This is a genomic window from Vibrio penaeicida (assembly GCF_030689305.1).
GTDB classification, from domain to species: Bacteria; Pseudomonadota; Gammaproteobacteria; order Enterobacterales; family Vibrionaceae; genus Vibrio; species Vibrio penaeicida_B.
Genome location: NZ_JAUYVM010000018.1, coordinates 20,148 through 43,472, shown reverse-complemented (window position 1 = coordinate 43,472; position 23,325 = coordinate 20,148). Strand labels below are relative to the sequence as shown.

The 23,325-nt window shown below is 45.8% G+C and carries 22 protein-coding genes; 13 read left to right on the top strand and 9 right to left on the bottom strand.

Annotated features, from left to right (window positions below; all coding sequences use genetic code 11):
• Nucleotide 1 precedes the first annotated feature (1 nt).
• The 9 genes from atpB to glmU all read left to right on the top strand — a co-directional run bounded on the left by atpB (nucleotide 2) and on the right by glmU (nucleotide 8,150).
• Nucleotides 2-814 carry a F0F1 ATP synthase subunit A gene (gene atpB, locus Q8W40_RS22620; RefSeq protein ID WP_101114853.1) on the top strand — a complete coding sequence of 271 codons (813 nt, stop codon included), beginning with the start codon at nucleotides 2-4 and terminating at the stop codon, nucleotides 812-814.
• A 51-nt stretch (nucleotides 815-865) separates the two neighbouring features.
• A complete protein-coding gene (gene atpE, locus Q8W40_RS22615; RefSeq protein WP_004411110.1) occupies nucleotides 866-1,123 on the top strand; it encodes a F0F1 ATP synthase subunit C in 258 nt (85 codons plus the stop codon).
• Between the two features lie 72 nt (nucleotides 1,124-1,195).
• The gene (gene atpF, locus Q8W40_RS22610; protein ID WP_101114852.1) at nucleotides 1,196-1,666 is read left to right on the top strand and encodes a F0F1 ATP synthase subunit B; all 471 of its coding nucleotides are present in this window, start codon (nucleotides 1,196-1,198) and stop codon (nucleotides 1,664-1,666) included.
• 15 nt (nucleotides 1,667-1,681) lie between these two features.
• Nucleotides 1,682-2,215, top strand: a complete 534-nt coding sequence (gene atpH / locus Q8W40_RS22605) for a F0F1 ATP synthase subunit delta (protein WP_305400426.1) — start codon at nucleotides 1,682-1,684, stop codon at nucleotides 2,213-2,215.
• 13 nt (nucleotides 2,216-2,228) lie between these two features.
• Nucleotides 2,229-3,770: a F0F1 ATP synthase subunit alpha gene (gene atpA / locus Q8W40_RS22600; RefSeq protein WP_305400425.1), complete on the top strand. Its 1,542-nt coding sequence runs from the start codon at nucleotides 2,229-2,231 to the stop codon at nucleotides 3,768-3,770.
• 50 nt (nucleotides 3,771-3,820) lie between these two features.
• Complete coding sequence (gene atpG / locus Q8W40_RS22595; RefSeq protein ID WP_101114846.1) at nucleotides 3,821-4,687, top strand: F0F1 ATP synthase subunit gamma; 867 nt, start codon at nucleotides 3,821-3,823, stop codon at nucleotides 4,685-4,687.
• Between the two features lie 34 nt (nucleotides 4,688-4,721).
• Nucleotides 4,722-6,125: a F0F1 ATP synthase subunit beta gene (gene atpD, locus Q8W40_RS22590; RefSeq protein WP_101114844.1), complete on the top strand. Its 1,404-nt coding sequence runs from the start codon at nucleotides 4,722-4,724 to the stop codon at nucleotides 6,123-6,125.
• 18 nt (nucleotides 6,126-6,143) lie between these two features.
• On the top strand, nucleotides 6,144-6,566 hold the full coding sequence (locus Q8W40_RS22585; protein ID WP_101114842.1) for a F0F1 ATP synthase subunit epsilon: 423 nt from the start codon (nucleotides 6,144-6,146) through the stop codon (nucleotides 6,564-6,566).
• 222 nt (nucleotides 6,567-6,788) lie between these two features.
• Nucleotides 6,789-8,150: a bifunctional UDP-N-acetylglucosamine diphosphorylase/glucosamine-1-phosphate N-acetyltransferase GlmU gene (gene glmU / locus Q8W40_RS22580; RefSeq protein WP_305400422.1), complete on the top strand. Its 1,362-nt coding sequence runs from the start codon at nucleotides 6,789-6,791 to the stop codon at nucleotides 8,148-8,150.
• An 88-nt stretch (nucleotides 8,151-8,238) separates the two neighbouring features.
• Here glmU and Q8W40_RS22575 read toward each other — a convergent pair whose 3' ends face one another.
• Entirely contained in the window at nucleotides 8,239-8,976 is a 738-nt protein-coding gene (locus tag Q8W40_RS22575) for an amino acid ABC transporter permease (protein WP_370693425.1), read from the bottom strand.
• 108 nt (nucleotides 8,977-9,084) lie between these two features.
• Between Q8W40_RS22575 and Q8W40_RS22570 the strand changes: the two genes are divergently transcribed.
• Nucleotides 9,085-9,858: a transporter substrate-binding domain-containing protein gene (locus tag Q8W40_RS22570; protein ID WP_305400419.1), complete on the top strand. Its 774-nt coding sequence runs from the start codon at nucleotides 9,085-9,087 to the stop codon at nucleotides 9,856-9,858.
• 59 nt (nucleotides 9,859-9,917) lie between these two features.
• Here Q8W40_RS22570 and punC read toward each other — a convergent pair whose 3' ends face one another.
• Nucleotides 9,918-11,120, bottom strand: coding sequence for a purine nucleoside transporter PunC (gene punC / locus Q8W40_RS22565; RefSeq protein ID WP_305400416.1), 1,203 nt, complete (start codon nucleotides 11,118-11,120; stop codon nucleotides 9,918-9,920).
• 137 nt (nucleotides 11,121-11,257) lie between these two features.
• Here punC and punR point away from each other — a divergent pair, with 137 nt between their 5' ends.
• Nucleotides 11,258-12,169 (top strand): DNA-binding transcriptional activator PunR, encoded by a 912-nt coding sequence (punR, locus tag Q8W40_RS22560; protein ID WP_305400415.1) that lies wholly within the window; start codon nucleotides 11,258-11,260, stop codon nucleotides 12,167-12,169.
• Nucleotides 12,170-12,196: 27 nt separating this feature from the next.
• Here punR and ilvA read toward each other — a convergent pair whose 3' ends face one another.
• From ilvA to ilvG, 5 genes are read right to left on the bottom strand one after another with little or no spacing between them, the layout of a single operon-like run.
• Nucleotides 12,197-13,726, bottom strand: a complete 1,530-nt coding sequence (ilvA, locus tag Q8W40_RS22555) for a threonine ammonia-lyase, biosynthetic (RefSeq protein WP_305400413.1) — start codon at nucleotides 13,724-13,726, stop codon at nucleotides 12,197-12,199.
• A gap of 3 nt (nucleotides 13,727-13,729) precedes the next feature.
• Nucleotides 13,730-15,571 (bottom strand): dihydroxy-acid dehydratase, encoded by a 1,842-nt coding sequence (ilvD, locus tag Q8W40_RS22550; RefSeq protein WP_305400411.1) that lies wholly within the window; start codon nucleotides 15,569-15,571, stop codon nucleotides 13,730-13,732.
• An 11-nt stretch (nucleotides 15,572-15,582) separates the two neighbouring features.
• Nucleotides 15,583-16,548: a branched-chain-amino-acid transaminase gene (gene ilvE, locus Q8W40_RS22545; protein WP_305400410.1), complete on the bottom strand. Its 966-nt coding sequence runs from the start codon at nucleotides 16,546-16,548 to the stop codon at nucleotides 15,583-15,585.
• Nucleotides 16,549-16,563: 15 nt separating this feature from the next.
• Nucleotides 16,564-16,848 carry an acetolactate synthase 2 small subunit gene (ilvM, locus tag Q8W40_RS22540; protein ID WP_104398593.1) on the bottom strand — a complete coding sequence of 95 codons (285 nt, stop codon included), beginning with the start codon at nucleotides 16,846-16,848 and terminating at the stop codon, nucleotides 16,564-16,566.
• Entirely contained in the window at nucleotides 16,848-18,494 is a 1,647-nt protein-coding gene (gene ilvG / locus Q8W40_RS22535; protein ID WP_305400409.1) for an acetolactate synthase 2 catalytic subunit, read from the bottom strand. The genes ilvM and ilvG overlap by 1 nt, the downstream gene beginning before the upstream one ends.
• A 459-nt stretch (nucleotides 18,495-18,953) precedes the next feature.
• Between ilvG and Q8W40_RS22530 the strand changes: the two genes are divergently transcribed.
• Nucleotides 18,954-20,477 carry a YifB family Mg chelatase-like AAA ATPase gene (locus Q8W40_RS22530; protein ID WP_305400408.1) on the top strand — a complete coding sequence of 508 codons (1,524 nt, stop codon included), beginning with the start codon at nucleotides 18,954-18,956 and terminating at the stop codon, nucleotides 20,475-20,477.
• A gap of 59 nt (nucleotides 20,478-20,536) precedes the next feature.
• Here Q8W40_RS22530 and Q8W40_RS22525 read toward each other — a convergent pair whose 3' ends face one another.
• Nucleotides 20,537-21,511: a DUF2860 family protein gene (locus tag Q8W40_RS22525; protein WP_305400407.1), complete on the bottom strand. Its 975-nt coding sequence runs from the start codon at nucleotides 21,509-21,511 to the stop codon at nucleotides 20,537-20,539.
• 200 nt (nucleotides 21,512-21,711) lie between these two features.
• Here Q8W40_RS22525 and Q8W40_RS22520 point away from each other — a divergent pair, with 200 nt between their 5' ends.
• Entirely contained in the window at nucleotides 21,712-22,596 is an 885-nt protein-coding gene (locus Q8W40_RS22520; protein ID WP_305400405.1) for an acyltransferase, read from the top strand.
• A gap of 89 nt (nucleotides 22,597-22,685) precedes the next feature.
• Here Q8W40_RS22520 and Q8W40_RS22515 read toward each other — a convergent pair whose 3' ends face one another.
• Entirely contained in the window at nucleotides 22,686-23,288 is a 603-nt protein-coding gene (locus Q8W40_RS22515; protein ID WP_101115256.1) for a thiol:disulfide interchange protein DsbA/DsbL, read from the bottom strand.
• Nucleotides 23,289-23,325: the final 37 nt, after the last annotated feature.

Here is a 23,325-nt window from a genome sequence, read left to right as displayed (position 1 = left end):
TATGGCTGCGCCAGGTGAAGCGCTAACAGCTTCCGGTTACATCACTCACCACCTTACTCACCTTTCAACTTACAAGTTGGGGTTAGTGGCGGAAGAGACGAGTTTCTGGAACATACACATCGATAGCCTGTTGTTTTCTTGGATCACTGGTTTGATATTCTTAGGAGTATTTTACAAAGTAGCTAAGAAGTCGACAGTAGGTGTGCCGGGTAAGCTTCAATGTTTTGTTGAAATGATCGTAGAATTTGTCGCGGAAAACGTCAAAGATACGTTCCATGGACGCAACCCGTTGATAGCCCCTCTCGCACTGACTATCTTTTGTTGGGTATTTTTAATGAACTTGATGGACTTAGTTCCAATCGATTTCTTACCATATCCAGCAGAGCATTGGCTAGGTATTCCTTACCTTAAGATAGTACCGTCTGCTGATGCGAACATCACCATGGGGATGGCTATAGGCGTATTTGCTTTGATGATTTTTTACAGCATCAAAGTGAAAGGTCTAGGTGGGTTTGCTAAAGAATTGGCATTACATCCATTTAATCACTGGAGCATGATTCCATTTAACCTACTGATTGAAGTGGTATCGCTATTGGCGAAACCTCTATCTCTTGGTATGCGTTTGTTTGGTAACATGTTTGCAGGTGAGGTTGTATTCATTCTTTGTGCAGCAATGCTACCATGGTTCCTTCAATGGATGGGTTCACTGCCGTGGGCAATTTTCCATATTCTGGTAATCACGATTCAAGCATTCGTGTTCATGATGTTGACTATCGTCTACATGTCCATGGCACACGAAGACAATGATCATTAAAATTTTTTATTCTAAGTAGTTTTAGTTAATCGCTATATATTGGAGATAGTAATGGAAACTGTATTAAGCTTCTCAGCAATCGCAGTAGCAATCATCGTAGGTCTATGTGCAGTTGGTACTGCAATTGGCTTCGCAATTCTGGGTGGTAAATTCCTTGAAGGTGCAGCACGTCAACCTGAAATGGCGCCAATGCTTCAAGTTAAGATGTTCATCATCGCTGGTCTATTGGATGCGGTTCCAATGATCGGTATCGTAATCGCGCTGCTATTCACTTTCGCAAACCCGTTCGTTGGTCAATTAGCTGGTTAATCATTGGTTTTGAGCGGCAAGCACTAGCTTGTCACTGATTAACACTAAGTCTAATTAAGAGGGGTAGCTGTTGTGAATATGAACGCAACTCTGCTAGGTCAAGCAATCTCGTTCGCACTGTTTGTGTGGTTCTGCATGAAGTATGTATGGCCGCCAATTATGCAAGCGATCGAAGAACGTCAGAAGAAAATTGCTGACGGTCTACAAGCAGCTGAACGTGCTGCTAAAGACTTGGATCTAGCACAAGCCAATGCTTCTGATCAACTTAAAGAAGCGAAGCGCACAGCAACTGAGATCATCGACCAAGCGAACAAGCGTAAGTCTCAAATTCTGGATGAAGCTCGTGAAGATGCTTTGGCTGAACGCCATAAAATCTTGACTCAAGCAGAAGCAGAAGTTGAAGCAGAACGCAACCGCGCGCGCGATGACCTGCGCAAACAAGTTGCTACTCTGGCTGTAGCTGGTGCTGAGAAGATCCTAGAACGCTCTATCGATGATGCAGCGCACAAGGATATTCTTGACAACATTACTGCAAAACTTTAATGCAAGGGGCAGCATATGTCTGATTTGACTACAATCGCACGCCCCTATGCTAAAGCAGCTTTTGACTTTGCTGTTGAGAAAGATGCACTGGACCAATGGGGACAGATGCTGACTTTCGCAGCGGAAGTCGCAAAAAATGATGATGTTGCTGACTTGCTAGACGGGTCAATGACAGCTGAAAAGCTTTCTGAGCTTTTTATCGCGATTTGCGGCGAACAGTTTGATGAAAACGGCCAAAACCTAATTAAGGTATTGGCTCAGAATGGTCGCTTAAAGGCCCTTCCTGAAGTCTGCAGTGGTTACTTCGCTCTTAAACGAGAGCATGAGAAAGAAATCGAAGTTGATGTTATTTCAGCAACCGACCTTTCTGAAGAACAACAAGCAGAAATCAGCAGCAAACTTGAAAAACGCCTAGAGCGCAAAGTAAAGCTGAATTGCAGCATAGATGAGACCCTACTTGGTGGGGTTATAATTCGAGCCGGAGACCTAGTCATTGATAACTCAGCGCGTGGACGTTTGAACCGCCTGAGCGATGCATTGCAGTCTTGATGGGGATTGGAGCATGCAACTTAATTCCACGGAAATAAGCGAACTGATCAAACAGCGTATTGAATCTTTCAACGTTGTAAGTGAAGCTCGTAATGAAGGTACTATCGTATCGGTAAGCGACGGTATCATTCGCATTCACGGCCTAGCGGACGTGATGCAAGGTGAAATGATTGAATTACCGGGTGGTCGTTATGCACTCGCACTTAACCTTGAGCGTGACTCGGTTGGTGCAGTTGTAATGGGCCCATATGCCGACCTTAAGGAAGGCATGAAAGTAACTGGTACTGGTCGTATTCTTGAAGTACCAGTTGGTCCTGAACTATTAGGTCGTGTTGTAAACACACTTGGTGAGCCAATTGATGGCAAAGGTCCACTTGAAGCGAAACTTTCTTCTCCTGTAGAAGTTATCGCACCAGGTGTAATCGATCGTAAATCGGTTGATCAACCTGTACAAACTGGTTACAAATCTGTTGACTCAATGATCCCAATCGGTCGTGGTCAGCGTGAACTTGTGATCGGCGACCGCCAGACTGGTAAAACAGCGATGGCGATTGACTCGATCATTAACCAGAAAGATTCAGGTATTTTCTCTATCTACGTAGCTATCGGTCAAAAAGCATCGACTATCGCTAACGTAGTTCGCAAATTGGAAGAGCACGGCGCGCTAGCTAACACTATCGTTGTTGTTGCATCTGCTTCTGAATCAGCGGCGCTACAATACCTAGCACCATACGCTGGTTGTGCGATGGGCGAATACTTCCGCGATCGCGGTGAAGACGCACTGATTGTTTATGATGATCTATCTAAGCAAGCTGTCGCTTACCGTCAAATCTCTCTATTGCTTAAGCGTCCACCTGGTCGTGAAGCGTTCCCTGGTGATGTTTTCTACCTTCACTCACGTCTACTAGAGCGTGCAGCTCGTGTTAGCGAAGAGTACGTAGAGAAATTCACTAACGGTGAAGTGAAAGGCAAGACTGGTTCTTTGACTGCTCTACCTATCATCGAAACGCAAGCAGGTGACGTATCTGCCTTCGTACCGACGAACGTAATCTCGATTACTGATGGTCAGATCTTCCTACAAACTGAACTGTTCAACGCGGGCGTACGTCCAGCTGTTGACCCAGGTATTTCAGTATCTCGTGTAGGTGGTTCAGCGCAAACTAAAATCATCAAGAAGCTGTCTGGTGGTATTCGTACCGCTCTTGCACAGTATCGTGAACTTGCAGCGTTTGCTCAGTTCTCGTCTGACCTTGATGAAGCGACTAAGAAGCAGCTAGATCACGGTCAAAAAGTTACAGAACTGATGAAGCAGAAGCAATACGCTCCTATGTCTGTATTTGACCAAGCACTAGTTATCTTCGCGGCAGAGCGCGGTTATCTTGAAGATATAGATCTTGATAAGCTTGCTGATTTTGAATCAGCTCTACTGTCGTATGCTCGCAGTCAATACGCTGATCTTGTAAAAGAGATCGATGCAACGGGTGCTTACAACAATGACATCGAAGCGCAGCTTAAAAAGCTAGCTGACGATTTCAAGGCAACCCAGACTTGGTAATTGGTCGGTGGCCGTAAGGTCACCTATTACCATAAACGGAGAGTAATACGATGGCCGGCGCAAAAGAGATACGTAATAAAATCGGTAGTGTTAAAAGCACGCAGAAAATTACGAAAGCGATGGAAATGGTAGCGGCTTCTAAGATGCGACGTTCACAAGACGCGCGTCAAGCTTCTCGTCCATATGCTGAAACAATGCGTAAAGTGATCGGTCATGTGGCGAACGGTAGCCTTGAGTATAAGCATCCTTATCTTGAGGAACGTGAAGCCAAACGTGTTGGTTACATCATCGTTTCTACCGACCGTGGTCTGTGTGGTGGTTTGAACATTAACTTGTTCAAGAAAGCGACATTAGACATGAAAGAATGGTCGGATAAAGGCGCAGACGTTGAACTGGCTATTGTTGGTTCTAAAGCGACAGCGTTCTTTAACAACAGTGGCGCAAAAGTAGCAGCTCAAGTTTCTGGTCTGGGCGATAGCCCAAGTCTTGAAGACTTGATCGGTTCAGTAAGCGTGATGTTGAAGAAGTATGATGAAGGCGAGTTGGATCGTCTGTATGTAGTGTACAACCACTTTGTAAACACTATGGTACAAGAACCAACGATCGATCAATTACTGCCTCTGCCAAAATCGGACAGCGAAGAGATGCAGCGCGAACATGCTTGGGACTACATTTATGAGCCTGAGCCAAAACCACTTCTAGATACTCTACTGATTCGCTACGTTGAATCACAAGTGTACCAAGGCGTGGTCGAGAACCTTGCTTGTGAGCAAGCGGCTCGAATGATCGCAATGAAAGCTGCAACTGACAACGCAACCAACCTGATTGAAGACCTAGAGCTTGTGTACAACAAGGCGCGTCAAGCGGCTATCACACAAGAACTGTCGGAAATCGTTGGTGGTGCTGCCGCGGTTTAAGCATAGGTAAAACTAATAAGTTAGAGGATTAACGATGGCTACAGGTAAGATCGTACAGATCATCGGTGCGGTAGTCGACGTAGAGTTCCCACAGAGCGAAGTACCAAGTGTATATGATGCTCTGAACGTTGTTGAAGCAAAAGAGCGTCTCGTTCTTGAAGTTCAACAGCAGCTAGGCGGTGGCGTAATTCGCGCAATCGTTATGGGTAGCTCTGATGGTTTACGTCGTGGACTGACAGTGGAAAACACTGGCGCTCCAATCTCAGTACCAGTAGGTACTAAGACTCTTGGTCGTATCATGAACGTTCTAGGTGACGCGATTGATGAGTGTGGTGAAATCGGTGCAGAAGAGCACTATGCAATTCACCGCCAAGCACCAAGTTACGAAGAGCAATCTAACGAAACTGCTCTACTAGAGACAGGTGTTAAAGTAATCGACTTGGTTTGTCCATTCGCTAAGGGTGGTAAAATCGGTCTGTTTGGTGGTGCAGGTGTAGGTAAGACCGTTAACATGATGGAACTTATCAACAACATCGCACTTCAACACTCTGGTCTATCAGTATTTGCTGGTGTAGGTGAGCGTACTCGTGAAGGTAACGACTTCTACCACGAGATGCAGGAAGCGGGCGTTGTAAACGTTGAGAATCCTGAAGAATCTAAGGTAGCAATGGTTTACGGTCAGATGAACGAGCCACCAGGTAACCGTCTGCGTGTTGCACTGACTGGTCTAACAATGGCAGAGCGTTTCCGTGACGAAGGTCGTGACGTACTGTTGTTCGTTGATAACATCTACCGTTATACACTAGCAGGTACTGAAGTATCAGCACTTCTAGGTCGTATGCCATCTGCGGTAGGTTACCAGCCAACACTTGCAGAAGAAATGGGTGTTCTACAGGAGCGTATCACGTCAACGAAAGCAGGTTCTATCACCTCTGTTCAGGCGGTATACGTACCTGCGGATGACTTGACTGACCCATCTCCAGCAACAACGTTTGCTCACTTGGATGCAACGGTTGTACTTAACCGTAACATCGCAGCTATGGGTCTATACCCTGCGATCGACCCACTGGATTCGACGTCACGTCAGCTTGATCCATTGGTTGTTGGTCAAGAGCACTACGACATCGCTCGTGGCGTTCAGTCGACACTTCAGCGCTATAAAGAGCTGAAAGACATCATCGCTATCCTAGGTATGGATGAGCTTTCTGAACAAGATAAGCAAATCGTATCTCGTGCACGTAAGATTGAGCGTTTCCTAACTCAGCCTTACCACGTAGCTGAAGTATTTACAGGCGACCCAGGTGTATACGTACCTCTGAAAGAAACCCTACGTGGTTTCAAAGGTCTGCTATCTGGTGAATACGATGACATTCCAGAGCAATCGTTCATGTACTGCGGTACTATCGATGATGCTATCGAGAATGCGAAGAAGCTATAAGGCTATTTAGGAGGCGATATGGCAGCAATGACCTTTCACTTGGATGTTGTAAGTGCAGAGAAAAGACTTTTCTCAGGACTTGTTGAGACATTTCAGGTGACCGGTAGCGAAGGTGAGCTAGGAATTTATCCTGGGCATACACCGCTGCTGACCGCTATTACGCCTGGAATGGTGCGTATTGTGAAGCAACACGGTCACGAAGAGGTGATTTACATCTCTGGTGGCATGATGGAAGTTCAGCCTGGTACAGCGACTGTATTGGCTGACACAGCTATCCGTGGTGAAGATCTAGACGCAGCTAAGGCAGAAGAAGCCAAGCGCAAGGCTGAGGAGAATATCCATAATCAGCATGGCGACATGGACTTTGCACAAGCGGCCAGTGAGCTGGCTAAAGCCATTGCTCAGCTTCGAGTAATCGAACTGACCAAAAAAGTACGCTAATCATTAGCGCAGCGATTAAGGCGACCTTAGGGTCGCCTTTGTTTTTTTGCTTTAATTTCTGATTAGTTCAACCTATCTCATCATTACCTTCAGCCTGTTGTCCTATTTTTGTTAAACCAAGTCATCATTTGGCACGAAAACCACTCCGAATCTTTAACTCTTCGTGTAATTCAAGCTAAAATCTATCACTTAAACGACAACGTCTTTTAGGAACCACTATTTATGAAATTCAGCGCGGTTATCCTCGCTGCGGGTAAAGGCACCCGCATGTATTCTAATAAGCCTAAAGTGCTTCATACACTTGCAGGCAAGCCTATGGCAAAACACGTTATTGATACCTGTAATGGACTGGGTGCTCAAAATATTCACCTTGTTTATGGGCATGGTGGTGATCAAATGAAAGCGTCGTTGTCGCAAGAGCCAGTCAATTGGGTGCTACAAGCCGAGCAGCTAGGGACAGGGCATGCGGTCAATCAAGCGTCATCTGAGTTTGCCGATGACGAGAAAATACTGGTGTTGTACGGAGACGTTCCACTTATTTCTTCTCAAACGGTTGAAAACCTATTAGAAGCACAGCCTCACGGTGGTATTGCCTTGTTAACCGTGGTGCTAGACAACCCGATGGGCTACGGGCGTATTGTTCGTAAAAATGGTCCGGTTGTGGCGATTGTGGAGCAAAAGGACGCGACAGAAGAACAAAAGCTGATCAAAGAAATCAATACCGGCGTTATGGTGGCTACGGGCGGTGATCTGAAGCGCTGGTTAGCGAATCTTAAGAACGAAAATGCGCAAGGCGAGTATTACCTAACGGACGTAATTGCAGCAGCACATAGTGAAGGTCGTGCTGTAGAAGCGGTTCATCCCGCGAACCCTATTGAAGTAGAGGGTGTGAATGATCGCGCTCAATTAGCCAAGCTTGAGCGTGCATACCAGCGTATGAATGCGCAAACTTTGCTTGAGCAAGGCGTGATGTTACGTGACCCTGAGCGATTTGATCTTCGTGGAGCGCTCCAGTGTGGAATGGACGTCGAGATTGATACCAACGTGATTATCGAAGGTAATGTTAGCTTAGGTGACAATGTGGTCATCGGTACAGGTTGTGTGCTGAAAGACTGCGAGATCGATGACAACACTATCGTTCGCCCTTACAGCGTCATTGAAGGTGCGACTGTGGGCGAAGAGTGTACCGTCGGACCATTCACTCGCTTACGACCTGGCGCAGAGCTTCGTAACGACGCTCATGTTGGCAACTTTGTTGAAGTGAAAAATGCGCGCTTGGGTGAAGGTTCTAAAGCAAATCACCTTACGTATTTGGGTGATGCTGAAATTGGTCAACGTACCAATATTGGTGCTGGTGCGATTACTTGTAACTATGACGGTGCAAATAAATTCAAAACCATCATTGGTGATGACGTATTTGTTGGGTCAGACAGTCAGCTCATCGCACCTGTAACGGTGGCGAATGGTGCAACGATTGGTGCAGGAACAACATTAACGAAAGATGTCGATGAAGGTGAGTTAGTCATCACTCGCGCGAAAGAGCGCAAGATCGCTGACTGGCAGCGACCAGTTAAAATCAAATAAGCGTGATAGCGTTTTAATCGAATAGATCTTATGAAAAGGCTGATGGTGATGTCAGCCTTTTTTGTATCTGTATTAAGCCCTAAAAGAGCTAGTTGCTCGGAATGGCAATGCGTTTTTCTAGCCATCTAACACATTGAGAAACAAATAGGATGAGTATTAAGTACTCAAGTACTAAAAAGGTATAAATCTCTAATGGTAAGTATTCGTTGACGACCAGTTCGTTAGCTCGCCGAGTTAAGTCACTTAAACCAATGACACTGACCAAGGACGACATTTTCAAAATATAGACAAATTGGTTACCCAACGGAGGGAGTATTTGTCTTAAGGCTTGTGGCAATATGACCAGTCTCATTTTCTGCCAGTAATTTAGCCCCAGCGATTCTGCTGCTTCATGCTGACCTCGCGCAATGGCTTGAATACCACCACGAAATACCTCTGCCATAAAGGCACTTTCAGCGATAGTCAGTGCTATCACTCCTGCTGCAAAATAGTCGAGCGAGACATCCATAAGTGTCGGCAAACCGTAATAAACCCAGAGCAACAACACTAAAACAGGGATGGAACGGATACTTTCAACGTATATTCGATTCACTGCTCGAAGCGATTTACGTTCACTCAAAGCTGGCAACGCTACGATTAAACCCAATAACATCGCGAGCAGCATGCTGATTAAAGAGATGTATATCGTATCTTCAAAGCCGGCTATTAAGAATTTTAGATTGATAAGACCTTGCTCGGTCGTGGGATCTAATACGTACCAACCCCATTGATAATCGCTGCACCCTGATAGGAGGAATACAGACAAAGCAACAAAAAGCGAAGACAAACGCACAATATTTATAACCAAACGCTAAAATTTGTTTAAAGATATTGCTATGTTATCAGTGTTGTCGTGAGAAAACGTTGTTTTTTCGAACATTAAAAAGGAATTAAAATGAAAAAGTGGTTAATTGGTTTTAGTGTATTGCTGTTGGGATTGGCGCAAGCTCAGGCGGCTAGCCGCTTGCATGAAATACTGGATGCAGGCGTGCTTCGTGTGGGTACTACTGGAGATTGGAATCCCATGACGATGAAAAATCCAGCAGATAACAGTTACAGAGGCTTTGATATCGATGTCACTACAGAACTGGCGAAAGATCTGGGCGTGAAAGTGGAATACGTCGCAACCGATTGGAAAACATTGGTTAATGGTGTAACCGCGAATAAATACGATATTACAGGCAGTGCGTCACTTAATATGTCGCGTGCTAAAGTGGCTGGGTACAGTCAACCGTACTTTTATCTAGCTTTTGTCCCTGTGGTTCAGAAAAAAGATTTAGCTAAATTTTCTGATTGGAGCGATTTCAATCAATCGGATATCCGAGTTGCTGCGACACTAGGCACTGTTCAGGAAAAGATGGTGAAAGATTTCTTCCCTGATGCAAAGCATGTCGTCATCGAAGCACCCGCTCGTGATTTCCAAGAATTACTGGCTCGCCGTGCAGATGTGTCTGTTACTTCCAATGTAGAAGCGGCGACCCTGGTTGAGAAGTTTAAGCAGCTCGCGATAGTGCCCGTTGAAAAACCTCGCCGTCCAACTCCTATTTCTATGTTGCTACCGCAAGATGACCAAGTATGGATCAACTACGTGAATCACTGGGTAGAATTGAAGAAAACTCAGGGCTTCTTTAAGCAAACAGCTGAAAAATGGGGGCTGAAAAGCCTTTGATCGACGAACTCGATAATTAAAATGGAATGAAAGGAGCGCTATGCTCCTTTCTTTTTACCTTAATCTTCTCTCGCAACTCGCGAATTGTCAGGCAGTGTGAAATGCCTAGCGGCTTTTTCATGCGAGACAAAATAGCCTAACCAAAGTCCTACCAAACAAATGATGATGGCTATTCCCGTAACCTTTAACGCATCGCTTGCAAGCCATGCAACCAAGGCACTGGCTAATCCACTGATGCAAATTTGTAAGCTATTTTGTAACCCCGCAGCGGTTGCTGGGCTTTGTTTCGCACTTGATAACGCTCGGTTTACAACGATTGGGTAAAGAGCGCCATTCGCTACGGCGATAAAACAAAAGGGAATCAGTAGCGGGTAGATGGTCGTCAGAGCCCATTGTGTTGCGGCAAACACCAGCATGGAGGATACGCTGAACAAAGCCAGTAGCTGTTTTAACACTCGCTCATCACCATATAGACCCACAAAGCGTTTCCCCAAATACCCACCCAACATAAATGCGATGGTTTGAGGGATGAAACTCATGCCAATATCTTTCGCATCGTAGCCAAGTTTTGCCATTATTTCGGGCATGCCCGTTAGGTAGGCAAAAAAAGCCGCTGAAGCAGTGGCAAACATCATCACATTACCTAGGTAAACCCGAGAGTGCATGAGAGCAGAAATGTCGGCTTTTACGCTGGTGGACTTATGTGGGGCGTTAGACTCTTTTTGTGCGAGTGTCATGAATGCTAATACGACACCCATTAGCGTTAGTGCAACAAAGATACTGCGCCATCCTATGTTATTCAGTAGCAAGACACCAAGCTGTGGTGCTAAAGCCGGTGATAGCGCGACCAAGGGCATAATGGTTGAAAAAATTTGTTGGCTTACTTTCTTTGAATTTTGACTAATGACTATGGCTTGCCAAATGACCGCTGGCGCACAAACTCCAATCGCTTGAATAAATCTAAGGCATAGCAATTGCCAAATTTCTTTAGTAAAAACGAGTCCCATCGACGCGGCAGAAAAAATCAGTAGCCCGACAGCCAGTGTTTTCCTGTGGCCAAATTTATCGCTGGCTAATCCCCAAACTAGCTGACCGACAGCCAAGCCACCTAGGAATATAGATAAAGAAAGAGCGATGGATTCGGGACCTGTTGTTAGATCTTGCTCCATTGCCTTGAATGCGGGTAGGTACATATCGGTAGCAATAAAACCGAGCATCGATAAGCACGCAAGATAAAAGAGTTGATATTTAGTTATGTTCATCAATTTTCCGTTTAAATTTTTTGATGGTTTAAAAGCGATCTAATGGTCAGCTTCTTTGATGAAATCATTCTATTTTTGGATATAGGAAACGATAAGCGCTATATTTTGTGGTTATCAATCAAAAATTTTGAAAGCAAATGTTCTCAAAACAATCTTTAGAAATGTTGGATACGGTTGCAAGAATGGGCAGCTTTACCGCGGCGGCAGCGCGTCTACATAAAGTGCCATCTGCGGTGAGTTATGGCGTCAGGCAAATCGAGCAAGATTTGGGTGTGCTGCTGTTTCGTCGATTGCCCAGAAAAGTAGAACTGACCCCAGCAGGAGAAACGTTTATTCAGCACGCAAGGCAGATGCTACGAGAAATGGAAGAGGTCCGAGCCCAAACGCGTCGTGCGGCATTGGGGTGGCATCAAACATTGAAAGTTACCCTCGATAACGTGGTCAAACTCGACAAATTAAAGCCGATGATTGAAGACTTTTACCAGACTTTCGATTTTGCTGAATTACAAATCAACATGGAAGTGTTTAACGGATCTTGGGAAGCGATTTCGCAAGAGCGGACAGATATCGTACTTGGTGCTACGGCTGCGGTGCCCGTTGGAGGCGATTTTGGTATTCGCTCTATGGGGGATTTAGAGTGGGTCTTCGTTATGTCGCCAGCGCACCCTTGCGTTTTAGAACCCGTCCTAAATGAAGATACCGTAAGTCCATACCCTGCGATTTGTCTCGATGATACGTCCATAACACTACCTAAGCGGCACAACTGGCATTACAAAGAGCAACGGCGCATATTACTGCCTAATTGGTTCAGCGCCATAGAGTGTTTAAAAAATGGTGTTGGGGTAGGGTATATGCCTAAACACATCGCACAAGGGTACTTGGAGCGCGGGGAGCTTTACTCAAGAGAACTGCTGTCGGTAGAACACAGACCAATGAGTGCTTGTTGTATGGTTTGGCGTCAGGGTGAAGAGCACCGATTACGTGACTGGATGATTAATTATCTAGGTGCTTCAGAAAAACTGCACCAAGACTGGATTGCAAGCGGCTAGAAAAACGGGGCGAAAGCCCCGTTTGAATTACGATAAAAAGAACTGATACGACGGATTATCCGACTCATCCTTGCACTGATAACCCAATTCTCGAAGGTGAGCAGAGAAACGAGTCAGATCCGACTCCTCCAATTCAAACCCACAAAGTACGCGACCGTAATCCGCGCCTTGGTTTCGGTAATTGAATAGGCTGATGTTCCAGTGGGTGCCTAGCGTACTTAAGAATTTCACAAGTGCGCCCGGATATTCTGGGAACTCAAAACTGTACAATCGCTCTTTCAATGGTTTTGACGGCTTGCCACCAATCATATAGCGGACGTGCAATTTCGCCATTTCATCATCAGATAAATCGACAACAGGGTATCCGCCGTCGCGTAAATCTTGTATGACGCTATCCAACTCTTGCTGACCATCTTGTAAGCGCAAACCGACAAAGATATTGGCAAGTTGATCGTCGTTGTAACGGTAATTAAATTCGGTCACGGCTCTGCCGCCAATCAAGTTACAAAACTCGAAGAAAGCACCTTGGCGCTCAGGTATTGTCACCGCGAGTAAACCCTCTCGCTTTTCACCAAGTTCGCAACGCTCAGAGACATAACGCAAACCATGAAAGTTGGTGTTTGCGCCAGATAGCACGGTACCCAGTTGTTTGTCTTTCAACTCATTTTGTTCGGCAAACTTTTTCAACCCTGCCAGAGCCAAAGCACCTGAGGGTTCAGCGATAGCACGAGTATCTTCAAAAATGTCTTTCACGGCAGAACAGATTTCGTCACTGGAAACACTGATGTGACCGTCGATGTATTGTTGGCAAAGCCGGAAAGTTTCCTCGCCGATACGCTTCACCGCAACACCATCCGCAAACATACTCACCTGATCCAGAACCACAGGCTCACCCGCATCCAATGCTGCTTTTAGGCACGCCGATTCTTCAGGCTCGACAGCGATGACTTTGATTTCTGGCATCAATTGTTTGACCAATACCGCTACGCCAGCAGCTAAACCGCCTCCGCCAACAGGGACAAAGATGTAATCTAGGTGGCCATTTTGCTGCAGCATCTCCATACCAATCGTGCCTTGACCTGCAATCACCATAGGGTGATCAAAGGGTGGCACGAAGGTATAACCATGTTCAGCAGACAATCTTTCTGCTTCGGCTTTGGCTTCATCAAAGTTATTGCCGTGAAGTACCACATTTCCACCAAACCCTCGAACCGCATCGACTTTGATGTCTGGTGTGGTTTTGGGCATAACGATGGTAGTTTGAATGCCTAATTTGGAGCCTGACAGTGCCATGCCTTGAGCGTGATTCCCGGCAGAAGCCGCAATGACGCCCGATGCTTTTTGCTGATCAGTTAGGCTCGCGACCATGTTGTAAGCGCCGCGTAGCTTAAATGAATGAACAGGCTGGCGATCTTCTCGCTTTATTTGAATTTGATTACCAATGCGCGCAGAGAGCCGAGGCATCTCTTGAAAGGGAGACACCATTGCCACTTCATAAACAGGAGCGCGCAAGATTTGGCGCAGATATTCTGCGCCGGTTTGAGTGGTCAGTGTCATCGGCTAGTCCTCTAACATCGATTTGTCACGGACTGCACCTTTGTCTGCACTGGTCGCCATGCTGCCGTAAGCTTTAAGAGCGAAAGATACTTCACGTTGGCGGTTCGCCGGTTTCCAACCTAGTTCATCTTGTTTCGCACGGCGCGTAGCCAATTCGTCTTCAGATACGTCTAGGGTGATAGAGCGGCTTGGGATATCAATGGTAATGATGTCGCCATTTTGAACCAAACCAATGGTGCCGCCACTGGCTGCTTCTGGTGATGTGTGACCGATGGATAAACCAGACGTACCACCAGAGAAGCGACCATCCGTTAGAAGTGCACAAGATTTGCCTAAGCCCATCGACTTCAAGTAGGTAGTTGGGTAAAGCATTTCCTGCATACCAGGTCCGCCTTTTGGTCCTTCATAACGAATAACCACGACTTCACCTGCTTTTACTTTTCCACCCAAAATACCTTCTACTGCGGTATCTTGGCTTTCAAATACGACAGCTGGTCCTTGGAATTTCAGATTATCTTCGTCAACGCCCGCTGTTTTGACTATACAGCCATCTTCAGCGATATTGCCTGAAAGTACCGCCAATCCACCTTCTTGGCTAAAGGCATTTTCTTTAGTTCGGATACAGCCGTTTTCACGGTCATCATCCAAGCGATCCCAACGACAATCTTGAGAAAACGCTTTTGTGGTACGAATACCAGCAGGTCCAGCGCGGAAGAATTTTAGAACATCTTCATTGTCTGTTTGGATGATGTCGTATTCTGCAAGCTGTTCTTGCATAGATAAACCCAGAACGGTACGAGTATCGCTGTTTAGTAATCCTGCGCGATCGAGTTCACCAAGAATGGCCATCACACCACCAGCACGGTGAACATCTTCCATGTGATATTTTGGCGTGGATGGTGCCACTTTACATAGGTGTGGGACACGTCGAGACATTTCATCGATGTCTTTCATGTCAAAATCAATTTCGCCTTCTTGAGCCGCAGCCAATAGGTGCAATACAGTATTACTTGAACCACCCATCGCAATATCCAGTGCCATGGCATTTTCAAACGCGGCGCGGTTTGCGATGTTTCTCGGAAGCGCCGTCTCGTCGTCTTTTTCGTAGTAACGACGAGTAAGCTCAACAACTCGCTTTCCTGCATTGATGAACAGTTCCTCACGATCGGCGTGAGTGGCTAGCATGGAACCATTACCTGGTTGAGAAAGACCAAGTGCTTCTGTTAGACAGTTCATCGAGTTCGCGGTGAACATACCGGAACATGAACCGCAAGTTGGACACGCAGAACGCTCTACTTGCTGGCTTTGTTCATCGGATACCGTTGGATCGGCACCTTGGATCATCGCATCAACTAGGTCGAGTTTGATCAACTGATCTGAAAGCTTGGTTTTACCTGCTTCCATTGGTCCACCGGAAACGAAGATCACTGGAATGTTTAGACGCATGGACGCCATCAACATTCCCGGTGTGATTTTGTCACAGTTAGAGATACATACCATCGCATCCGCACAGTGCGCGTTTACCATGTACTCAACAGAATCGGCGATCAATTCACGAGAAGGCAGTGAATACAGCATGCCGCCGTGACCCATTGCGATACCATCATCAACGGCGATGGTGTTAAATTCCTTAGCGATACCGCCCGCTTTTTCGATTTCTCCAGCCACCAATTGACCCATGTCCTTTAGGTGAACGTGTCCAGGTACAAACTGTGTGAATGAGTTCACTACAGCAATAATTGGCTTACCGAAATCTTCTTCTTTTACGCCTGTTGCACGCCATAAAGCGCGAGCACCAGCCATGTTTCTACCGTGTGTTGTTGTTGCTGATCTGTATATTGGCATTGTTTTATTCCTTACTTCGCTGGTGCACTTTGTGTTGATTCTGCATCTTGAGGATACACGTAATCTAACCAGCCCCACTTGTCCTCTGTGGTGCCATTAAACAAGCCAAAATAGGCGTCTTGCAGTACTTTTGTGATAGGGCCGCGTTTGCCGTTGCCCACTTCAATTTTATCAATGGTTGCAACAGGAACGATTTCTGCTGCTGTGCCTGTCATGAAAACTTCATCGGCTAGATACAAGGCTTCACGGGCAATATTGGTTTCGCGTACTTCGTAGCCTCGGTCTCTGGCTAGAGTCATGATAGAGTCGCGAGTGATACCCGGTAGAATGGCGCTAGTGGCTGGTGGAGTTATTAGAACACCGTCTTTAATGACAAAGATATTTTCACCAGCACCTTCCGATAGATACCCGTCAACGCTTAGAGCAATACCTTCGTCGTAACCGTGGCGACGAGCTTCTCCGCCAACGAGGAGAGAAGATAAATAGTTGCCCCCAGCTTTAGCCGCTGTCGGAATTGTGTTTGGTGCAGCACGATTCCAGCTTGAAATCATCGCATCAACGCCACTTTCTAACGCTTCTTCACCTAAGTAAGAACCCCAAGGGAATGCTGCAATGATCACTTCCATTTCTGTCCCTTCAGGCGGACATACCCCTAAACCGACATTTCCAACAAAACCTAATGGGCGGATATACGCGTTGTCCAATTTGTTTTGACGTAATGTCTCTCGGGTGGCTTCCATGATTTCTTCGACAGTATATGGAATAGGGAAGCGATAGATTTTGGCAGAATCTTTTAAGCGTTTAGCGTGCTCTAAGTGACGGAATACGATAGGACCTTTCGGGGTGTTGTAGCAACGTACCCCTTCAAATACTGACGTACCGTAGTGCATAGCGTGGGTCAAAACGTGAACGTTCGCTTCACCCCATGGAACCATTTCACCATTAAACCAGATGTAATCGGCTGTTCTTGCTGTCATGTTCGCGTTCCTTCCTTATGCACACACTTTTTGTTGTAAGTTATTATTGGGGAGTTCGTTCGTTTCGATCTCAGTGACATCGACAGAGCGAATGTCCCACAATTTTTCGATCTGGCTGACCAACATAGAAATGGGGCGATCACTGTCAACGATGATCTCAACACTGGCCACTTTACTTTCATGGTTTTGAGTGGCGGCGACTTGGCGAATAATGAAACCACGATGGCGTACAACGCGAAGAACACGTTCCAGCAACACTGGTTTATCGTCGGCTTTGATATCTAATAAATAGCGTTGCATTAGGTGTTCTCCAGCATGTCATTGTTCGAAGCACCTGGTGGAACTAATGGCCACACGTTTTGCTCTTCATCAATCAATACATGAAGCAGGTACGACGTTTTGCTCTCTAGCATTTCTTTCAGCGCAGGCTCAACCTCTTCCTTACGCGTGATTTGTTTACCCGGAATACCAAACGCTTGTGCCAGCATAATGAAATCTGGGTTGTCATCTAAAATGGTTTCACTGTGCCTGCCGTCAAAGAACAAAGACTGCCATTGACGAACCATGCCCAAACGCTGGTTGTCGAGCAGAACCATTTTAACTGGAATCTGGCGGCGCTTTAGTGTCCCCAGTTCCTGTACATTCATCATGAACGAACCATCTCCTGATATAAGGATAGATTGGTCGTTAGGACGTGCAACCGCCGCGCCCATTGCCGCAGGTAAACCAAAGCCCATGGTGCCTAGACCAGCAGAACTGATGAAGTTCTGAGGTTCACGAGGTTGAATGTGCTGTGCCGCCCACATTTGGTGCTGACCGACATCCGTAGAAACAATCGATGAATCCGGCATCATGTCAGACAGTTGCTTCAGCAATAGCGGCGCAAAAATAGGGTCACCCGGATGGTCGTAACGCCACTTAAAGCCACTTCTTAGGCTTTCGCTGTGATGAACCCAAGGGGAAATATCTTGCGAAAGCTCTAATTGAGGAAGTATCACGTTGATGTCACAGCGTATTGAGGCGTTTGCCGTTCTCAGCTTATTGAACTCAGCGGCATCGATGTCAATGTGAATGACTTTGGCGTGCGGGGCAAAAGTATCGAGTTTTCCCGTCACACGGTCATCAAAGCGAGCACCTACAACGATCAGTAGGTCAGATTCTTGAACCACTAAATTTGCCGCTTTCGTACCGTGCATCCCTAGCATACCTAGGTAATGAGGGTCATGGCGATCAACGGTACCCAAACCTTTCAGTGTACTAACAGAAGGCATTGGGTTAATTCTTAAAAACTCACGTACCGATTCGGTAGCATTGGCAAGTTGAACACCGCCACCCACATACAACACTGGGCGCGTTGCTTGTGAAAGCAATTCTTGAGCTTGTGATATGGATTCTTTGCTGGCGACTGGAATGGCTGGTGGTTCAAAATGAGGCAGTATTTCTGTTGGTGCTTGAGCTAACTGCACATCTTTAGCTATGTCGACAATGACTGGACCCGGACGACCACTTTTCGCCACTTCAAAAGCTTCAGCAAGAGTGGGAGCGAGATCGTTGATGTCAGTAACGAGGTAGCTGTGCTTAGTACATGCTAAAGACATACCAATGACGTCCATTTCTTGGAAGGCATCAGTACCGATGTGAGAGCTGGCAACCTGACCTGTGATGGCAACCAATGGAACGGAATCTAGAAATGCATCTGCGAGTCCAGTGACTAGGTTGGTTGCGCCTGGTCCTGATGTTGCCATACAGACAGCGACATCTTGAGTTGAACGAGCCATACCAATGGCTGCCATCGCAGCGCCTTGTTCATGGCGACATAGGATGTGCTCCACACCACCATCATACAATGCATCATATATTGGCATGATTGCCCCACCAGGGTAGCCAAATATTGTCTTAATACCTTCTTGCTGCAAAGCCGCAACAACTAATTCAGCACCTGTCATAGTTGCTCTCCTGCGATTTGCGAGGGATGAAACGGCTTCATCCCCTTATTGCCATTGCACATCGTGTGCTCCCATTTCTTCCTGTATTAACCTAATTGTATTCGGTTAATCATGTCTTAAGTTATAAAAAAACCCCCGAGCTTCTCAGCGCGGGGGTTTTTGCTATTCTGTGGTTACTTCCTACCCACAATCCCCCGCGCGGTCCTAATAATGACCACGATAATCAGGGCAACGAGTGCGTTAATGCGAGTAGTTAAATTCATTAATTCTAATTATTCAAAAGTTGTGAAATTGTTTGCGTTTCTAGTGGTAACACACTCTTTGGTTACATGACAAGGGAAAAGTAAGACTTTTTTCACATTTATCGCGTACGGAAAAAAGCTATAAAGTGAATAATTATTTAAAAATTAGATAGTTATAAATCTATCATTGTGTGTAAATAATAGGCAAGGATGCAACATGGCTTTAGCAATTATTCACAGCCGCGCGTGTGTAGGAGTGGAAGCTCCAGAGGTGACGGTTGAAGTGCACATCAGCAATGGTATGCCCGGTTTTACTTTGGTGGGCTTGCCTGAAACAACGGTGAAAGAGTCGCGTGATAGAGTGCGCAGCGCCATTATCAACTCTGGCTTCGAATTTCCAGCCAAGCGTATAACGGTGAACTTAGCCCCTGCGGATTTGCCAAAAGAAGGTGGTCGCTTTGATTTGCCTATTGCGCTCGGGATATTGGCAGCATCAGAACAAATCGCCATCACTAAGCTGGGGCAAATAGAGTTTATTGGCGAACTTGCTCTATCTGGTGAATTGAGAGCAGTTAAAGGCGTGTTACCAGCAGCGCTAGCGGCTAATAAGAGTAACCGCTGTTTAGTCGTACCTGACACCAATGGCGATCAAGCCGCATTGGTTGGGGCAAATACACATAAATCGGCAGCCAACTTGCTGGACGTATGCGCCGATTTATGTGGTCAAAAACCCCTTTCTTTATTCCAGACTCCTGAACTCACGGTTACCCAAGAGTCATCTCGTTGTTTGCAAGACATTATTGGGCAGCAGCAAGGTAAGCGTGCGCTAGAGATAGCCGCTGCAGGTAATCATAACCTGTTGTTCCTTGGCCCTCCGGGAACAGGAAAAACCATGCTTGCGTCTCGATTGCGTGATTTGTTGCCCGATATGGATGAACAAGAAGCGATGGAAACGGCGTCGGTTGCATCCCTTACTCAGCAGGAAATCAATCAATACAACTGGAAAAAACGACCTTTTCGTTCTCCTCACCATTCGAGTTCTATGGCGGCTCTGGTTGGCGGAGGCTCGATTCCTAGACCTGGTGAGATCTCATTAGCGCATAATGGGCTCCTATTTCTTGATGAAATGCCAGAGTTTGAACGAAAGGTGCTGGATTCATTACGCGAACCTCTAGAGTCAGGAGAAATCATCATCTCGCGTGCAGCTGGTAAAACGCGTTTTCCTGCTCGCTTCCAGCTAGTTGGGGCACTTAATCCAAGTCCGACAGGGTATTACGAAGGAAACCAAGCTCGTGTGAATCCGCAAGCTATACTCCGGTATTTAGGTCGCCTATCTGGACCACTGCTCGATAGGTTCGATATGTCTTTAGAAATCCCTGCGCTGCCAAAAGGTACGCTTTCTGAAGGTGGTGATCGTGGCGAACCTACTCAGGTAGTAAAACAAAGAGTGAATTTTGCGCGTGAGAGGATGCAATCGCGCAATGGGAAAGTAAACGCATTGCTAGGGACGCGTGAAATCGATAAATATTGCCCATTGCAAAAACAAGATGCAGAGTTTCTTGAAAATGCGCTGCACCAGCTTGGTTTATCTATTCGAGCGTACCACCGGATTATCAAAGTGGCTCGTACCATTGCCGATTTGTCGGGGAGCCGGAGTATAGAGCGCCCTCATATTGCCGAAGCCTTGGGATATCGCGCCATGGATAGGCTTATGAAGCAGCTTACCGCGCAAGCGGTATAAAAAATGCCAGCGAAGAGCTGGCATTGATGGACGATATGTTATTGGGTTGCTTACGCTGTTTAAAAACTGTAGTTCAAGCCAGTAGCAACAATCCAGTTACTGCTGTCGTAGAAATCAATGTTTGAAGTGATGGAGTCGTAACCACCAAAAGCAACCAAAGACGTGTTTTCCCAACCCATGAAGTTCACGTATTCATAAGCTAAGAACAGCTTGAGTTGATTATCATCTCGGGTTTTATCGAAGACAGGGTTTGTGTCGTCAAAGCTGCGGTTGAGATAAGAAATGGTGGTGACGAATTGATGCTGACCGCGCACCATGATCACAGTTAAGTCTGCACCAATTCCAGTGTTTTGCATAGCAGAACCATCGGCGTCGCGTTGGATGTATTTGAGCGAAGGCAGTAAAAAGGTGGTGCGGCTTAATGGCACAAATTTTTTGACCTTGGAATACAGTACCTTGCCATTTCGATTCAGTTTATCGGCACCCGACGCCAATTCTGATCCCGATGTTTCTTTCTCAATATTAATTTGCCCATAGGCGAGATCAAAGTTGAGACCGAATAGCGGCGTCTTTTCCAATTGAAGACGATAAGCCGTACCAAATTCTTTGGTTTCTGCACGGTTACCATTGAGCTGATAAGGGTCTTGCCATACCTCGGATTGAAGGACACTCGGCAGTGCCGCAAGGCTCCAAGTCATGCCAGAAGACAACTCATTTTTGTAGCCTAACTCAAGCGCTAAAGTACCGATAGCAATATCGGCGCGAGACGTACCAAAAAATACCTGATGCTGTTTATTTGAGCCGAACGTGTATTGAAGATTCCCTAACGGCGCAATTAAGACATTACTTACAGTTGGGGTTTCCCCCTTTGTACGCTGAGCACTGGCTTCGGTATTCATATTTGATGTTTGACTGGTATAGCCAACGTTGATAGCGACTTCGCCACTGAATCCATTCTTATCGCTGAGCTCTGCCTGAGCACCATAGGAAGCAACCAAAGCAGACAGTAAAACACTTAACGATTTTCGTTCCATGATAATCCCTTTATCCGAATACTGATTTTGAGCGAGAGTACAGAATGTCATATTAAGTGGTACTTAATCCACTATTCCACGTGGTTATACGAAAAACTCGACAAATCAGACCATTAAATAAATGGATTACATTAAGATGACAGCGCAGTACAATAATGCACCATTTTTAACGTGGGCTTATCTTCAATATTTATAACGCTATGTTTGGTTATTTTCTTCTTATTCTCAACGTCACACTCGTCATCCTGACTTCTGCTTTGTGCTCCATTCCAATCGTCTTACTCGCATTGGTTAAGTTTCTTGTTCCGGGACAAAAACTAAAAACGCATGTTACTCGTGGTGCCAACTTTTTTATGTGGCTTTGGGCCACCCTTAATGGGCTCATTTTGGTTATCTCTAACCGAATAGAGTGGCGCATTGAAGGGGGAGAAGGGTTAAAAAAAGAGGGCTGGTACTTGATGATTAGTAATCATCTCAGTTGGACAGATATCGTTGTTCTTTGTTCTGTTTTTAAAGACCGTATACCCATGCCTAAATTTTTTCTAAAACAGCAACTTTTATACGTCCCTTTCGTTGGTATGGCTTGTTGGGCGCTGGATATGCCATTTATGCGTCGTTATTCAAGGGAGTACTTAATTAGGCACCCTGAAAAGCGTGGACAGGACTTGGCAACAACGCGCCGCTCATGCGAAAAATTCAGACACCTGCCCACCACAGTCGTAAATTATGTCGAAGGCACGCGTTATACTTCTGAGAAACAGAAAAAATCCAGCGCGCCTTATCAGCATTTATTATCCCCAAAATCGGGGGGGATTGCTTATACCCTAGCGGCGATGGGCGAACAATTTGATCATATAATTGATGTTACGTTGGCGTACCCAGACAATGTAGATACCCCGTTTAAAGATATGCTAATGGGAAAAATGAAGCGAATTGAGGTGCGTATTCGTTTGATACCGATGACAGAAGAGGTGAAAGGCGACTACTTTAACGACAAGCCTTATAAGAGGCAGTTCCAGCAATGGCTTGGGGATATTTGGCGAGATAAAGATGAAGTGCTGAAGAATATTTATCACGGTAAATAGGTTGAAGCTAGTTGGCTGAACTCTAACAAACGGATTAAGAACAAAAAAAGGAGCCAAAGGCTCCTTTTTTAATGATTGTTCATTGTGATTTACTTGAGCTTCAATAGGAAATTGACCAGCTCGAAGTACTCATCCATTGATTTAATTGATGGTGCTTGCACGAGGTATTTGTTGTTCACAACAATGGCTGGAACACCGCGTAGACCGCTGTTTTGGAATTGCTTATCGAATCGACGAACCATAGAGTCCACAGCAAAACCTTTGTAAGCAGAATCGAATGCCTTGGCATCAATGCCTTCATCTAGGAAGATTTGACGCAATTCTTCTTCGTTCTTTGGTGCCTTTTGCAGGTTGTGGATGCGATTGAACATAACCGGAACCATTTTATCTTCTGCTTTCAGTGCCACCATTGCCGCATAGGCTTTACTCATTGGCACGCCCATGTTACCGCCCATGAAAGAAACGTGCACTTTAACCAGTTTCGCGTTGTCTGGCAGTTGCTTTTTAAGTTGCTGAACAACGGGTTCGAATGAATTACAGTGCGGACAGTAGAACGAGAAAAACTCTGTTACTGTTGGGGAAGAAGACGCAGGAAGATCCAGTACTTTGTAGTGTTCACCTTCACTGAATTTTGCTGCATGGGCTGAAACGCTGATAAGCACAGTTGCAATCAGTGCAAAAAGTTTTTTCATGTAGTTATTCTCCGTGTAAAACCGTGTTGGACACAGC